Origin of the sequence: Hippea maritima DSM 10411, from assembly GCF_000194135.1 — a bacterium.
Classification (GTDB): Bacteria; Campylobacterota_A; Desulfurellia; order Desulfurellales; family Hippeaceae; genus Hippea; species Hippea maritima.
The window spans coordinates 570881-586430 of record NC_015318.1 but is presented as its reverse complement, the minus strand read 5'-3'; the positions used below and the strand labels follow the sequence as shown (position 1 = coordinate 586430).

The 15550-nt window shown below is 35.5% G+C and carries 11 protein-coding genes, 1 pseudogene and 1 riboswitch; of the genes and pseudogenes, 3 read left to right on the top strand and 9 right to left on the bottom strand.

Annotated elements, in window-relative coordinates; genetic code table 11:
• Window positions 1-31: 31 nt before the first annotated feature.
• Window positions 32-153: riboswitch (molybdenum cofactor riboswitch) on the bottom strand.
• A gap of 75 nt (window positions 154-228) precedes the next feature.
• The 6 genes from acs to HIPMA_RS02945 all read right to left on the bottom strand — a co-directional run bounded on the left by acs (window position 229) and on the right by HIPMA_RS02945 (window position 7689).
• Window positions 229-2256, bottom strand: a complete 2028-nt coding sequence (gene acs / locus HIPMA_RS02970; RefSeq protein ID WP_013681588.1) for an acetate--CoA ligase — start codon at window positions 2254-2256, stop codon at window positions 229-231.
• A 138-nt stretch (window positions 2257-2394) separates the two neighbouring features.
• Complete coding sequence (locus HIPMA_RS02965) at window positions 2395-3258, bottom strand: flagellar motor protein MotB (RefSeq protein WP_013681587.1); 864 nt, start codon at window positions 3256-3258, stop codon at window positions 2395-2397.
• Window position 3259: 1 nt separating this feature from the next.
• Window positions 3260-4105, bottom strand: a complete 846-nt coding sequence (locus HIPMA_RS02960; protein ID WP_013681586.1) for a motility-associated protein — start codon at window positions 4103-4105, stop codon at window positions 3260-3262.
• A 55-nt stretch (window positions 4106-4160) separates the two neighbouring features.
• Window positions 4161-5435, bottom strand: coding sequence for a phenylacetate--CoA ligase family protein (locus HIPMA_RS02955; protein WP_013681585.1), 1275 nt, complete (start codon window positions 5433-5435; stop codon window positions 4161-4163).
• A complete protein-coding gene (locus tag HIPMA_RS09085; RefSeq protein WP_013681584.1) occupies window positions 5432-5890 on the bottom strand; it encodes a 2-oxoacid:acceptor oxidoreductase family protein in 459 nt (152 codons plus the stop codon). Before HIPMA_RS09085 ends, HIPMA_RS02955 begins: the two co-directional genes overlap by 4 nt.
• Complete coding sequence (locus tag HIPMA_RS02945) at window positions 5887-7689, bottom strand: thiamine pyrophosphate-dependent enzyme (protein ID WP_013681583.1); 1803 nt, start codon at window positions 7687-7689, stop codon at window positions 5887-5889. Before HIPMA_RS02945 ends, HIPMA_RS09085 begins: the two co-directional genes overlap by 4 nt.
• 129 nt (window positions 7690-7818) lie before the next feature.
• Here HIPMA_RS02945 and HIPMA_RS02940 point away from each other — a divergent pair, with 129 nt between their 5' ends.
• The 3 genes and pseudogenes from HIPMA_RS02940 (at window position 7819) to HIPMA_RS09080 (ending at window position 12703) form a co-directional block, all read left to right on the top strand.
• Window positions 7819-9810, top strand: coding sequence for an EAL domain-containing response regulator (locus tag HIPMA_RS02940; RefSeq protein WP_013681582.1), 1992 nt, complete (start codon window positions 7819-7821; stop codon window positions 9808-9810).
• Window positions 9807-10462 (top strand): annotated as a pseudogene (locus HIPMA_RS09710) (ABC transporter substrate-binding protein); the annotation flags it as partial. The gene HIPMA_RS02940 and the pseudogene HIPMA_RS09710, both read left to right, overlap by 4 nt.
• Window positions 10463-10609: 147 nt before the next feature.
• Window positions 10610-12703: an ATP-binding protein gene (locus tag HIPMA_RS09080; protein WP_245526349.1), complete on the top strand. Its 2094-nt coding sequence runs from the start codon at window positions 10610-10612 to the stop codon at window positions 12701-12703.
• On the opposite strand, the gene HIPMA_RS02925 is transcribed toward HIPMA_RS09080, so the two are convergent.
• From HIPMA_RS02925 to HIPMA_RS02915, 3 genes are read right to left on the bottom strand one after another with little or no spacing between them, the layout of a single operon-like run.
• Complete coding sequence (locus HIPMA_RS02925; RefSeq protein WP_013681581.1) at window positions 12689-13357, bottom strand: endonuclease V; 669 nt, start codon at window positions 13355-13357, stop codon at window positions 12689-12691. The two genes, HIPMA_RS09080 and HIPMA_RS02925, sit on opposite strands and share 15 nt — an antisense overlap.
• Entirely contained in the window at window positions 13357-14106 is a 750-nt protein-coding gene (locus HIPMA_RS02920) for an HlyD family secretion protein (RefSeq protein WP_013681580.1), read from the bottom strand. Before HIPMA_RS02920 ends, HIPMA_RS02925 begins: the two co-directional genes overlap by 1 nt.
• 36 nt (window positions 14107-14142) lie before the next feature.
• On the bottom strand, window positions 14143-15528 hold the full coding sequence (locus HIPMA_RS02915; protein ID WP_013681579.1) for a Do family serine endopeptidase: 1386 nt from the start codon (window positions 15526-15528) through the stop codon (window positions 14143-14145).
• Window positions 15529-15550: the final 22 nt, after the last annotated feature.

Genomic DNA, 15550 nt, shown 5'->3' with positions numbered 1-15550 from the left:
TTGATTTTATAAAAATTGGAAAAACTTCAATAAAATAGCTAAATTACCTCCTTTCCAAACACGGGAGGCGCAAGCGTTTCCGCCTACACCCTATCGGCGGAAAAACCATAGGCATAAACCCGTAGGCTTAACCGCTCGGAGATCACAAACTTTTATTACATTTATCAGATAAAGTCAAGGAAAGCCCTTCCGTGTATGAATTACACAGAAGGGAAAGGTTCAAGCTATCTATTTTTTAGAGTTTCCGTTTTTGTTCATCTCCTCTTCCATTTTATCCCTGAGTTCAGCAAGTTTATCCAACACAGAAGCATCCTCAAGTGTAGATATATCCTGCTCTATCTTCTTACCAGATGCTATATCCTTAAGCAGCCTTCTCATGATTTTTCCTGAACGGGTTTTTGGAAGGGTGTCTGTAAATATTATCTCCTGAGGTCTTGCTATAGGACCTATTTCCTTTTGCACATGCTCTCTTAGCTCTCTTACAAGCTCATCGTGATGCGTCTTATCAACACCCTCTTTAAGTACAACGAATGCTACAATAGCCTCACCTGTGATATCATCCGGCCTACCAACTACAGCAGCCTCAGCCACATACCTATGTGAGACTAAAGCACTCTCAACTTCCATCGTTCCTATCCTATGCCCAGAAACGTTCAGGACATCATCAACCCTACCCATAATCCAGAAGTAGCCATCCTCATCTTTCCTTGCACCATCACCGGCAAAGTAATATCCTTTGTTCTTAAATTTCTTCCAATAGGTCTCAATAAATCTGTTATCATCACCCCAAACAGTCCGCAACATAGAAGGCCATGGTTTTGTTATAACAAGCAAGCCGCCCTTATTTGGATCATTTATAGGATTTCCCTCTGTATCAACGATTTCAGCAAAAATACCCGGAAGTGGCATTCCAGCTGAGCCGGGTTTTGCAGTCTGAGCCCCTGGAACTGTTGTTATCATGTGCCCTCCAGTTTCTGTTTGCCACCATGTATCCACGATGGGAGATCTCTCGTTTCCGACTGTCTGGTAATACCACATCCATGCCTCTGGATTTATAGGCTCACCAACGGTACCCAAGAGTCTCAATGACGATAAATCATGTTTCAAAACCCATTCATTGCCTAACCTCATCAAAGCTCTAATAGCCGTAGGCGCTGTGTATAATATATTTATTGAATGCTTTTCAACAAGCTCCCACCACTTTGCAGGTGTTGGATATGTTGGAACACCCTCATACATAACTGTTGTAGAACCCATAGCCAAGGGTCCATACACACCGTAGGAATGACCGGTAATCCAACCAATATCTGCAGTACACCAGAATGTATCCTCATCCTTTATATCAAAAACCCACTTCATTGTAAGCATAGTCCATAACAGATAACCCGCCGTTGAATGAACAACGCCTTTGGGTTTGCCAGTGGAACCCGACGTATAGAGAATGAAAAGTGGATCTTCAGAGTCCATAGTTTCAGGCTGGCAGTAAATTTGAGCATAATCGGGATCACCCATAAGATCTTGATACCAAAAATCTCTCAACGGTTTCATATGTATGTCTCTGTCTATATGCCTTACAACAACAACATAATCAACCTTATGCTCAACACCAGACATAGCATCATCAACTTTACTTTTTAAAGGAATAGCCTTACCGTTTCTAAATCCACCATCTGCAGTAATTATTATCTTGGGTTTAGCATCTTCTATTCTGTCCCTTAAAGCCTCTGCGGAAAAACCACCAAAAACAACACTATGAACAGCACCAATACGGACACTTGCAAGCATAGCAACAGCAGCTTCAGGTATCATAGGCATATATATCAAAACCCTATCGCCCTTTTTCACACCCAATGTTTTCAGAACGCTTGCAAATTTATTGACCTCTATATAAAGTTCTTGATAGGTCATAATGCGTGTATCGCCATTTTCACTTTCCCAAATAATTGCCGCCTTATTTTTTCTCCAGCTTTTTATATGTCTATCCAAGCAGTTATAAGAAACATTGAGTTTTCCGCCAACAAAAAATTTATAGAATGGTGGATTGGAGTCATCTAATACATCATCAAACCTTTTAAACCAGTCTATTTTTTTTATAGCAAAATATTTCCAAAAACCTTCCCAGTCGCTTTCGGCCCACTTCTTCAATCTTTCATATTCATCAGAATCTATATTTGCTTTCTGAGCAAAATCAATTGAAGGATGAAAAACCCTGTTTTCTTTAAGTTTAGATTCGATAACACCTTTTTGTTTACCCATAATCTCCCCCCTATGGAAAATTTATTAAACTTTTTCTATTTTATACAAGAAAAGTATAATATTGTCAAGAATTATACCATTTTAACTAAGTAATAAAAAGTATTCTAAAAAATTGTTAAATTATAAATATAGTTTACCTTAGATCTTTTTAACCAAAATGACAATACGTCTATTTATGGGATCTTTCGGGTCTGTACCCGGAACAGGCCTGGTATCACCATAGCCTACAATACTATCAAACCTGCTTACAGAAACACCATTTGTTTGAATCTCTCTTCTTGCTGCATTGGCCCTCATTGTTGAAAGATCCCAATTACTCAAACCACCTATAACATAAGGATTGGCGTCTGTATGACCTTCTATTGTTATTTTATTTGAAATATCGGCAAGCTGTTTGGCTACTATATCCAGCACCTCTTTGGCCCAGGGTTCGAGTTTGTCTGAACCTGGATAGAACATAGGCCTTTTATTTTTGTCAAATATTACAATACGCAACCCCTCTTCTGTTATTTCCATCTTTATTTGATTTCTATACTGTAAAAGTTCCTTTTTGCTTGCTATAACCTGCTGAATCTTTTTCATTATATTATATAAATTCATTGTCTGTTTACTCTGCCCTATTCCACCGCCACTTTTTCTCAATACCTTCGGAATCAATCCCCTCCCTTTTAATGTTTTCTGTGGCTGAACAGACGGTAACGGCATCTCTGGTATCCTCTGTGATACCGTTAAACTTCTTGAGCCTATATCAAAAACCCCTTTGGATGGGAGCATAGATGAGCCTTCTGTTAAAGATGTTGCTCCGGGTTGGGTAAAATAGGTGGAAAGTACTTTTCTTTGTTTAACATTTGTGGCAGCTATAAGCCACATGACCAAGAAAAATGCCATCATGGAGGTCATAAAGTCGCCGTATGCAACTTCCCACGCACTACCTCCGCCTTCTTCACACTTGCACTTTTTGCATTTTTTAACTATTCCACCTTCTTGATTCTCTTCAGCCATACTATTTACCCTTTACAAAGGATTCAGCCTCATCAAACTCGGGCCTTGCAAGTGGCGGAATACTTTCTCTAACAGCCTCCATAGCAATAATTGGCGCATCGCCTTTTGCAATGTATATTATTCCAGTCTTTAAGGCGTTCAGATAGGCAACCATATCCTCAGTTTTAAATTCAGCATACTTAGCCATAGGGCCGAATATACCATAGCACATCAATAATCCTAAAAATGTACCGGTAAGAGCAGCAGCAATGTGCTCACCAATCACAAGAATGGAACCGCCCAGAGCACCCATTGTTAAAATAACACCCATAACTGCCGCAACAATACCCATACCGGGCATAGACTCAGCAAGTGTTCCAACCATTTTTGCAGGCGCCATAGCTTCTTTTTCTATACTCTCTATGTTAGTGTCAAGCATCTCCTCAAGCTTTTCAACCTCGATTCCCGTAACGATATTTCTCAGCGCATCGATCAGCAAGCTTCTGGCTTCCTTGTTTTTTAAAAAGAAGGCTGCATCCTGAAGAATAGGAGATGACTCTGGATCATCAACCACAGCTTCCAAGGATAAGATACCATCCTTTCTGACCTTTGTTGATAGGTCATAAACGATCTTCAAAAGCTCTAAATAGTTCTTTTTGTTGTATGGGTCTGGTTTTGCAATACCTAATATAACCCCAAAAGCACCCTTAAGGGCACTTGGCGAAGCGTTAGATAACAACATACCGAAAAATGCACCAAACAAGACTATATACTCACCAATCTGAATTAAAACAGCAGGATTACCACCCTCATATACAAACGCTCCAACAACTGCTAATAGAGTAAGGACTATGCCACCAGCGTTCATTTAACCTCCTGAACTTGCAGCAATCTCATATTACATATTCGGCTGCTTTTTAAATCTATTTAGCCCTTTTGTCTATAACCCTGACAGCCTTACCCTGCGGCCTCTCCAATGTGCCCTCAGGAACTATTTGTATATGGCAATGGAAACCCAAAAAATCATAAAGCTCATTTGAGAGTTTCTCTAACTGCTCAGAGTTAAACCCATTTCTTCTTTCTGCTACAATAGTCATACTACCTTTACCTTTAATCTTTTCAATAACGATATTGTAATAGGGTGAGAGCTGTTCGTATTTCATTAAAATGCTTTCAATTTGAGAAGGATAGAAATTAACTCCTTTAACTTTAAGCATATCATCCGTTCTACCTTTGAGCCTATCTATCCTCAAATGCGTTCTCCCGCAATCGCACATATCTTTAGACAAAATCTTAGTCATATCCCTGGTTCTATACCTAATAAGTGGCAACCCCTCTCTTGTTAGGGTTGTTACTACCATTTCACCTTCTTCTCCATCAGGTAAAACCTCTCCCGTTTTTGGGTCTATAATTTCAACTATATAGTGATCTTCCCAAATATGAATCCCCTTTTTAGCTTCACAATCGATACCTAACCCCACTCCACCTGTCTCTGTCATACCTATTATGTCATAGGTATCTACATTCATTTCGCTTTCTATTCTTCTCCTTAAACTGTCAGACCAAACCTCAGCTCCTAAAATGGCAACACGTAGATTGGTTTTCCTAAAATCAAAACCAATTTCCTTTGCAACCTCCATTAACCTTAAAGGATAAGAAGCTATAGCTGTTATTGCGGTGGTGCCAAGCTCCTTAATGAATTTAAGTTGCAGACGTGTTCTTCCTGCGCCTATAGGTATAATAAATGCGCCAATTCTCTCCGCCCCGTAGTGAAAGCCAAAACCACCGTTAAACAATCCAAAAGATGGAGTTATTTGAATTCTGTCATTAGCCCCAACACCTGCTGAATAGTAGCAGCGTGCCATTATTTCTCCCCATTGGGCTATATCGTTTTTAGTCATAACGTTTATAACAGGAGTCCCGGTTGTTCCTGAACTCATGTGCATTCTCATCCAATCTACATCTTTAGATACTATATGGCTAAAAGGATATGCCCTTCTTAGCTCATCCTTCTCAATCATGGGAAGCCGTTTTAAATCATCTAAGCTCTTTATATCGTCAGGCTCTATATCCTTGTATTTTTCTCTAAATACGGAACTTGATTTCTTTATTCTTGCCAGGGTTTCCTTCAATCTTTTAAGCTGTAGTTTCTCAATCTCTTCACGTGGCAATGTTTCCATCTCTTTATTAAAAATCATTTCAAACCTCTCCCAAAAGCCATTAGATTTTTATCTGCATCTTTAAAGTTCCTCAAAACTTCTAAAGCATCATCCTTAATAAAAACATCCCCTAACTTAACAAACAAACCTAAAATATAGGAGCTTACAAATTTAACATCACCAAACTCTTTGGCTATTTGCTCTCTTACATTGGCTTCTGCCATCAAAAGTCTGCCCTCCTTCTTAAGAAAGGCAAAACCATACTCCCTATATCGCTCATCCAAAACTATAACAAAATCAGCCTCACCCTGCAGCACCACGCCATTTAAGCCCTCACCTACTTTCATCTGAATCTCAACCAAGCCACCCTTCTTTGCCATACCGTGTATCTCGCTGGATTTCACAGACAGGCCTTTACTTATAGCCATCGAAGCTATAGTTTTCGAAAGAGAAATAGCACCCATTCCTCCAACGCCCAAAATCACAATCTTCATTTTATCACCTTTATAGCACCGTAAGGACACGAAAATACACACTGTCCGCATTTTATGCATGTTGAAACATCTATCCCGACCTTTTTATCAGAAGCATCAAACACCAAAGAAGGGCACTCAAATCTATTTATGCACACCTTACAGCCCGTGCATTTATCTTTATCAACATAAACATCATTAAATACAGGATTAGCTTTTAATCCCTCTTTAGTATAGACACATGGATGCCTCAATATTAAAACAGCCGGCTTTTTGTGGGTATCTATATATGATTTAGCCTCTTTAAGGTCTGACTCTGTACCCTCTATATCATACGCATCTCTGACTTTTAAAAACTCAATACCTAAAGCTCTAACGATTGACTCTATGGATATTGGATTTGCATTGCCTTTTTCAGCATTAAACGGATTTGCCGGTGTTGGCTGGTTGCCCGTCATAGCTGTAGTTGTATTATCCAGAATAACTAAAATAAACCTTGAATTGTTGTGTATCGCATCTATTAACGGTGTTATGCCGGAATGAAAGAACGTCGAATCACCTATTGTCGCCACTATGTATTTAGAGCTATCATCCAAAGAGAAAGCCTTATCAAAACCATAGGCAAAAGAAACTGAAGCTCCCATACAGTGAACAGTATCAACGGCCTTTAGATTCAATCCCAAGGTGTAGCACCCTATATCACCGGTATATATAGCATCATCCTTAAAAACACTTCTAATAGCAAAAAAGGCGCTTCTATGGCCACAACCAGGACATAAAGATGGCCTTTTAAAAGGCGGCTTTACCATCTCTGAATTTTCTTTAAAATCAAAAACCCCAAAATCCCTCAAAAGACCTTTTATCACGTCAATCGTCAATTCCCCTTCAGAAGGAACAAAACCATTCCACCTGCCTTTCACAGTGGTTTTATTTATAAGCTGATTCTCTATAACTGGATAACCTTCCTCAATAACTAAAACATCATTGTAGTTATCTACATAGCGTTGCAACTCAGACTCATTCAAAGGAAAAGGCATATCTATCTTCAAAACTTTAACTTTTTTATCAAGATTAAACTCATCAATTATATCACACAAATAAGCAAAGCTAATTCCGCTTGTTATTATGAGTTTCTTGCCATTATAAAGCTCCTTGAATTGCGATTTATTTTTTATAGCTTTGAGTTTGTCGTTGAGTTTTTGATGGAGCAGGAATCTAAAATGTGGGGTTGCTGCAAATCTATCTGTATCTTTTTTAAACTGGGGTTTTATATCAATATTCGTAATCTTTCCAATAGATATATCTTCTCGGGAATGAGAAACCCTTGTTGTTGTTCTAAGCATTACAGGTAAAGAATACTCCCTGCTCAGTTCTATAGCCCTCTTTGCAAATTCATACGCCTCTTTCGGGCCTGAAGGTTCCAATACGGGAATCTTGGCAAATTGAGCCAAAAATCTTGAGTCCTGCTCTGTCTGAGATGAATGAGGTCCAGGATCATCTGCCACCACAACAACAAAACCACCAACACTGCCAACAATAGCCGTATTCATATAAGGATCCATGGCAACATTTAGGCCCACCTGTTTCATAACCACAGCAACGGATAGGCCACTAAAATTGGCAGCAGTGGCCTCCTCAAATGCAACCTTTTCATTCACAGACCAATCAAAATAACCATTTATACCAAACTGCTCTTTTATTTTAATAGCTGTAGGTAAAACTTCACTTGAGGGTGTACCAGGATAACCACTAATAAATCTCACACCGGCTTCAATCAACCCAAAAGCTATGGCTTCATTACCAGAGAGAAACAGCTTCATAAAAACTCCTTATTTTAAATCAAAGTCAATTATCTCAAAACTAAAAATTTTTTCAAGTAGTAATGTCATAAACGGGTCAATTTGTTAAAAATTTGACAAAAATTTCTATTTAAATTATTTTGTTGTTTTATGGATAGAATATTATTTGAAAAGATACAAAAGATAAAAAATGAAGAAGATATCAAAGTTTTGTATGTAGAAGACGGCGATAACAGTCGTTTAGAAACCATACAACTTCTTTCACATTTTTTCAATAATATAGATGAGGCAAAAAACGGTTTAGAAGGTTTTGAAAAGTTCAAAAAATACCACCACGATATAGTAATAACAGATATAAACATGCCCAAGATGGACGGCATAACAATGATAAAGAAGATAAAAGAAATAGACAAAAAAGTACCCATACTTATTATAACAGCTTTTAGCAACACAGAATATCTCATGGAAAGTATAAAAATAGGCGTTTACGATTACATAATAAAGCCTATAGACATAGATCAGCTAATGGAATCTGTATATAGGGTATTGGAAAAAACGATACTCAGAAAGGAAAGGGATAGGGCTTTAGAGCTGCTTAATCAATATAAGCAAATAATAGACGAGAGCTTTACCGTAACAAAAACAGATCCAAAGGGCATAATAACGTACGCAAATGAGAAATTTTGCCAGTCAAGTGGATATTCAAAAGATGAATTAATAGGCAAACCCCACAGCATAGTAAGACATCCCGATATGCCTAAAGCCGCCTTCGAAAATCTGTGGAAAGTTATCCAGTCAAAAAAAATCTGGAAAGGTTTGGTTAAAAACAAAACAAAAGATGGTAAAGCTAGCTACTTTAAAGCCCATATAGCTCCTATTTTAGATGAAAAGAAAAACATAATAGAATACATAGCCGTAAGGGAAAACGTAACGGATTTAATAAACCCCAGAAAGGTTTTACAGGACAAAATAAATGAGTTAAAAAACCCTGTGCTTGTTTTATGCAAAATTGAGAATTACGAGGACTTAGAAACACTATATAGTGAAAAAATGCTTGAACAACTCCAAGATAAATTCATGAAAAAAGCTAAAAAAATAATGCCCAAAGATTTTCTCTTTGACTTTACATTTGAACTGGGTGAAGGAGAGTTTGCATTTATAAAGGACTATAAAATCTCAGATGAAAACATAAACTATTTTTTGAACATCCTAAGGTCATTCCAAGAAAAAATAAGAAACACACCAATAAAAGTTGGCCAATACGAATATGAAATAGAATTACTGATTAGCTTTACCCAAGAGAAGGATCATATGTACAAAAATGCATCTTTATGTATAAAGAAAGCAGAACACGAAAAATTAGACATAGTAAAAGCTGATGATTTATACCAAAAAATGCAAAAAAAGGCAGAAGAAAACATAAGAGTATTGAGGATTATAAAAGACGCAATAAAACATAATCGAATTACATCTTATTATCAACCCATCTTAAACAACAAAACAGGTAAAATAGAGAAATATGAATCACTTGTAAGACTTATAGACTCAAATGGTAATATTTTGTCACCTTATATATTTTTAAATATAGCTAAGATAGGAAAATATTACAAACAGATAACACAAATTGTAATAGAAAAAACATTAAAGATGATAGAGAAAACAGGAAAAGAGATATCAATAAATTTATCCTCTTTAGACATAGAAGATAAGACAACGCGAGAAACACTTATAGTTGAGTTAAGAAATAATCCTACAATAGCAAAAAATTTGGTTATAGAGCTTTTGGAAGATGAAAGCATAAAATATGAACATCTGGTAAAAAACTTTATAAAAAACATGAAACTTGTTGGAGCAAAGATAGCCATTGATGATTTTGGTAGTGGCTACTCAAATTTTTCCCGCATTATAGAGTATGAACCAGACTATATTAAAATTGATGCAAGCTTAATAAAGAATATAAAAAACAACAAAAGTAATGTAAATATTATTGAAGCGATTAAAATGTTTTCAGATAGACAGGGCTATAAAACAATAGCTGAGTTTGTAGCAGATGAAGAGATATTTGAGATAGTAAAATCTTTGGGCATCGATTATTCACAAGGGTATTATATAGGCAAACCTGAACCTTCTATAAAAAAATGAAAAGTCTTCTAATATCACTGCTAGTTATCTTTTTAACTCATTTATCACTGGCAAAACCAATTAAAGTAAAACTCAAATTAAACTGGAAGTATCAATTTGAATTTGCAGGATATATAGCGGCAAAAGAAAAAGGATTCTACAAAAAAGCAGGATTAGATGTAAAAATTATTGAATACGACAAGGCAATACAATCGATGATATCTTACAAGGTAAAGCAGATTTTGGCGTTGCAGACAGTGAAATCTTTACATATATACTAAAGAAGAAACCTGTAGTTTTACTCGCGAACTTCTTTAAAAAATCTCCTCTGGTTCTAGCGGTTAAACCGTCCATACTGTTTCCCAAAGATTTAAACAATAAGGTGTTATTATGCGGAGCAACAGATATAACACTAACCAGTGTGGGCTTTTTAATTAGAAAGTTTCACATTCGTTTTAAAAAGATAATCAAAAAAAGAGGAGCATACACCATGAAACCGTTTATTGAGGGTAAGGTAGATGCAATACCTATATACATAACAAATCAAACATACTTGCTGAACGAGATTAGCGTAGCGTATAACATAATCGATCCGTCAAATTATGGCATATTCACTTATTCAGGAAACCTTTTTACATCAAGAGAATTTATTAAGAAACATCCAGATATAGTGAAAAAATTTACTCAGGCATCTATAAAGGGATGGCAGTACGCACTTTCCCACAAAAAAGAAATAGCCAAAATTATATTAGCCAAATATTCACCAAGAAAATCCTTTAGGGCTTTGTTATATGAAGCAAACATCCTTGAAGATATAATCATGCAAAATACTTTTATTATAGGCTACATCAACAAGGATATTGTAAAAAATATACTATCAAAATTTGCTAAAATTCTAAAAGTAAAACCACCGGAAAACTTATCTGTCTATATAAAAACAACACCCAAATTAGAACTATTTACAAAAAAAGAGTTAGATTTTATTAAAAACCACCCTGTAATAGACTACTGCATAAGACACAATTTAGAGCCCTTAGAGTTTACAGATAAAAATGGAAAACCAGAAGGTATATCTATAGACCTATTAAAAAAGATATCCAGCATCACTCACCTACAGTTTAACCTTATCAGAACTCAAAACTTTGAACAATCGCTTGAGTTTTTTAGAAAAGGCAAATGCCTCCTTATACCTCTTATAGCGAATAAAAAACTACTAAAAAATCAGGCGATCTTCAGCAATCCATATGCGAAAGAAGAACTGTTTATATTTTCAAAAAACAATATGGGCTTTGTAAATTCTCTGTGTAAGCTTAAAAATAAAATTTTTCTTCAGGTAGAACACACATATCCTATATTAGTGATAAAACAATTATGCCCACAGATAGCAGTTAAAGAAATGAAATCTTATAACAATGTATTCAAAAATCTCGACAAAAATCCCAATTGCTTTTCTTTAGCAAGTTCTTTAATTGCCACCTATTACATAAAAAATAAACATTTAAAAAACATAAAGATTGTAGGGTCAGCAAACAGATACATAGAGATCTCTATGGTGGTAAACAAGCAAATTCCTACTCTTGTTAGTATAATAAACAAATCACTATCAAAAATAGGGAAAAAAGGCGTAGAAGATATAATCTCTTATCAGTTAGCAAAAAAAACAAAAGAAATATATAAAAGATTTATACTACACATTATTTTATTATCACTTGTATCCATATCTGTCCTTTTCTTTATTATTTTAAAATTTTACAAAAAGAACCAAGAATTATCAAAAATAAAGAGAAGACTTGAAGAATCACTAAAAAACTTTGAAATAATAATGGAAAATTCGATTCAGATGGTTTTACTTTACAAGATTGATAGAAACTATCTCGAAGTTAATGAAACAACTCTTGAGGCATTAAATTACTCAAAAGAAGAATTGCAAAACAAGAATATACAAAGCTTATTACCATCATCTGAAGAAATAAACAAAATCAAGAAATATATAGAAAACAAAAGTATTTTTGAGCTAAATTTTGTAAAAAAAGACAATACTATCTTAAATACACTTGCTAAAGCCACAAAGATCAAAATAAAAAACAAAGAAGTCATACTAATAACAGCTGTTGACATCACTCCTATAAAAAAACTACAAGAACAGTTAAACGAGCTAAACAAACAGCTAAACATTAAAGTAAAAGAAGAAACTGAAAAAAACCTAAAAAAAGATAGGATGATTATGCATCAATCTAAAGCTGCTGCAGTAGGTGATACAATGATGATGATCGCGCATCAATGGAGGCAACCTCTAAACGTGATATCAGCTACTGTGAATAATCTCTTAATTAACATACAAACAGACAGAAATATTGACGAAAAAATATTTACAGAAAAGCTAAACAATATACTTGAGCACGTAAAACATTTAAGTGAAACAATTGATGATTTTAGAAACTTTTTCAGATTAGAAACAGTAAAAGAACCAACAAATATAGATGAACTAATAAGAAATCTATTGCGAATAATTAATGACCACTTCGCAAGCAAAAATATAGAGATAAAGACCGAATTAAATTGCAACTGCACAATTGAATTATACGGCAACGAGCTTAAACACGTGATATTTAATATCTTAAACAATTCAAGGGATGCACTCATAGATAGAAACATAAAAAAACCTATGATAATCATCAGAACAAACATAGAAAACAAAAAAGTTATAATAGAGATAGAGGATAACGGCGGTGGTATAGACGAAAGAATTATCAATTACATATTTGACGCATATTTCACAACAAAAGGAAAAAAGGGTACAGGGCTTGGTTTATATATAAGCAAGATTATTATAGAGGAACATCTAAACGGCTCAATAGAGGTTTACAACTCAAAAAATGGGGCTGTGTTCAAGATAAATTTACCTGCTAAGTAATTTTCTTCTGTATTGTTGAAGGTAATTGTGGGCAAGCCTTGTTGGCTGGGGAAGCCTGTAACCCTCTAAACACAAAAGAGTTGTCTCAACTGCTGAATGCGACGTTATATTGTTGCCAGGCGAAATAAATATAGGGTTTGCGTTTTTCCTTGAACGCATAACAAAACCACGTAATTCATTTTCAACAAAAACGGGTTTATAATCACCTGGTACGTTAGCCGGTTCATCATAAACACCTATAAGATGAGATTTAGCACACCCTAAAGAAACAACATCGCAAACAACGCCAAAATGTGCAGCTATACCAAGTTTTCGAGGGTGAATTATACCCATGCCATCAAGCATAAAAGCATCAACCTCAACATTACACTTTTTAAAAACGCCCAAAACCAACGGTAGTTCACGATAAGCTAAAAACGTTGGTATATAAGGAAAATCTACCTCTTGCTCATAATAGAAAACATCAACAATAGACTTTTCTTTTACATCCCAGACAACCAAAGCGGCTATGCCAAGCGTAGGGTTTTTCCAAATATTTAAATAGGTTAAATCTATGCCTGCAACAAATCTAACTCTATTAGGAGATATCCTATCCTTTAAATTTAGCTTTAGAGCAAGTCTGTTTTGCTCATCTTTTAGGCTGGATAAATCCATTAGCGCTTAACTATAACCAAAACCGGATCTGAGAAGTTAAAACCTTTTTTTGATTTTAAAGATATACTAACCGGCATATATCTCCCGTTATTGCAGATAGAAAAAACATCTATTCCACCGAGTTTTTCTATTTTCCCCTCACTTTTTGCCTTTGTTGCTACATCCTTCAAAATTACGGTCTTACCTATCTTTAAATATTTAGCATTCTCTACATCAACAAATGCCCTAACATAGATTGTTGATGGCTTATACAAATAAACTACAACGCTCGAAGGTGATACACTATCTCCAACATGAACTGCATCTTTAGCAACAACTCCATCGATTGGGCTTACAATCCTCGTATATGAAAGCATTAGTTGAGAGAGCTTTACATCTTTTTTTAAAACCTCTATCTCATCCTTTAAGCTTGAGTATGCATAAGAGTTGGTCATATTATCCAATCTTTCTAATTCAAACAACATACTATTGAGTTTGCTCTGCTTCTTTTCAACCTCAGCTTTATAAAGGGTATCATCAATTAACGCTATCATCTGACCTTTTTTTACACTATCACCCTCTTTGACATACATCTTAACTACCATACCTGAGACATACGATGGAGAAACACCTATAACCTTACCAGAAACAAAAGCCCTTCTAATTGTAAATTCTTTAAACCTCGTGTATACACTGCCATAAAAAAGTGGTATAGAAACAATAACAACTATAGAAGCAAAAATCAGTAAAAAGTCAGTTTTTCTTTTCATAGAAATAAAAAAAGAGGGGCATAGTGCCCCTGAAGGTTATCTCTGGATAGTGACAAAAATCTGAGTAGTTCCCCTTATAATATTAAAGAAAACAACATTTTTATCCTTTGATTTACTAATTATTTTCTTCAAATCATGTATATTTTTAACCCTCTTGTAGTTCATCTTTACAATAACATCACCTGGCTGTATTCCAACAGAATAGGCAAAAGAGCCCGGTTCAACCTTAACAACAACCACACCTTTTTCTACCTTTATATCGTATTTATTCTTAAGTTGAGGTGTTATATTGGAAACGGAGAACCCATATGGCGTTTTGTAAATAGAGGTTATATTCTCGGCCATTTCTTCACTTGTAGGTCGCCTGCCCAGTTTAACCTTTATATCCATGTTATTTCCGTTTCTAATTATGCCAAAATCAACTACAACTCCAGGCTTCATTGTAAACACTTTATATGAAAGGTCGCCTGCCGACAAAACAGGTTGTCCATTTATAGTAACTATAATATCTCCTGGTTTTAAACCTGCTTTAGCAGCTGGAGAGTTTTTAAACACCTGAGAAATTATAGCACCACCCTCTATATTTTTAAGTTGTAATGCTTTAGCCGCGTCCGATGTTAAATCCTGAACCGTTACTCCCAGATAGCCCCTCTTAACCTTTTCACCTTTCATTAGATAAGGTAATTCAGATTTTACCATATTAATTGGTATGGCAAACCCAATACCCTGTCCACCAGCGACAATAGCCGTATTAATTCCCACAACTTCTCCGTTCAAATTAAGAAGAGGACCACCAGAATTTCCTGGGTTTATGGCTGCATCTGTTTGCAAGAAATGGTCATATGGCCCCTCGCCTATAACCCTACCTTTGGCCGATATTATTCCTGCAGTTACTGTACCGTTTAATCCAAATGGATTTCCAACAGCCACAACCCAATCACCTATTTCAAGTTTAGATGAATCCCCTAATTTTAATACAGGCAAATCCTCTCTGGGTTTTATCTTTATCAATGCTATATCAGCCTTTGGATCTTCCCCTACAACCTTAGCTTTATACACTGCTTTATCCTTAAGTAGCGTAACCCTTATAGTGGATGCTCTTCTAACAACATGATAATTTGTCAGAATATAGCCGTTTTTAGAGATTATAAAACCAGAGCCAAGAGCATGAATCTTTCTTTTTACAGGAATATTATTGAAAAACTGCTTAAAAAACTCATTAAACGGGTCATTAGAGTCAAATCCAAAACCAAAAGGATTTGATGGAGCCTCAACAATTTGGGTTGTACTGATGTTTACAACAGCAGGTAGAGCTTTTTTTGCAACACTCCTTATATCAGGTAAACATGTGGCAAAAACAACTGCATTTAAAACAAAAACAAAAACCAAACTCAAAACATACAGGCGTCTCAGCAACTTCATAGGGGCACCTCCTAAAAAAATT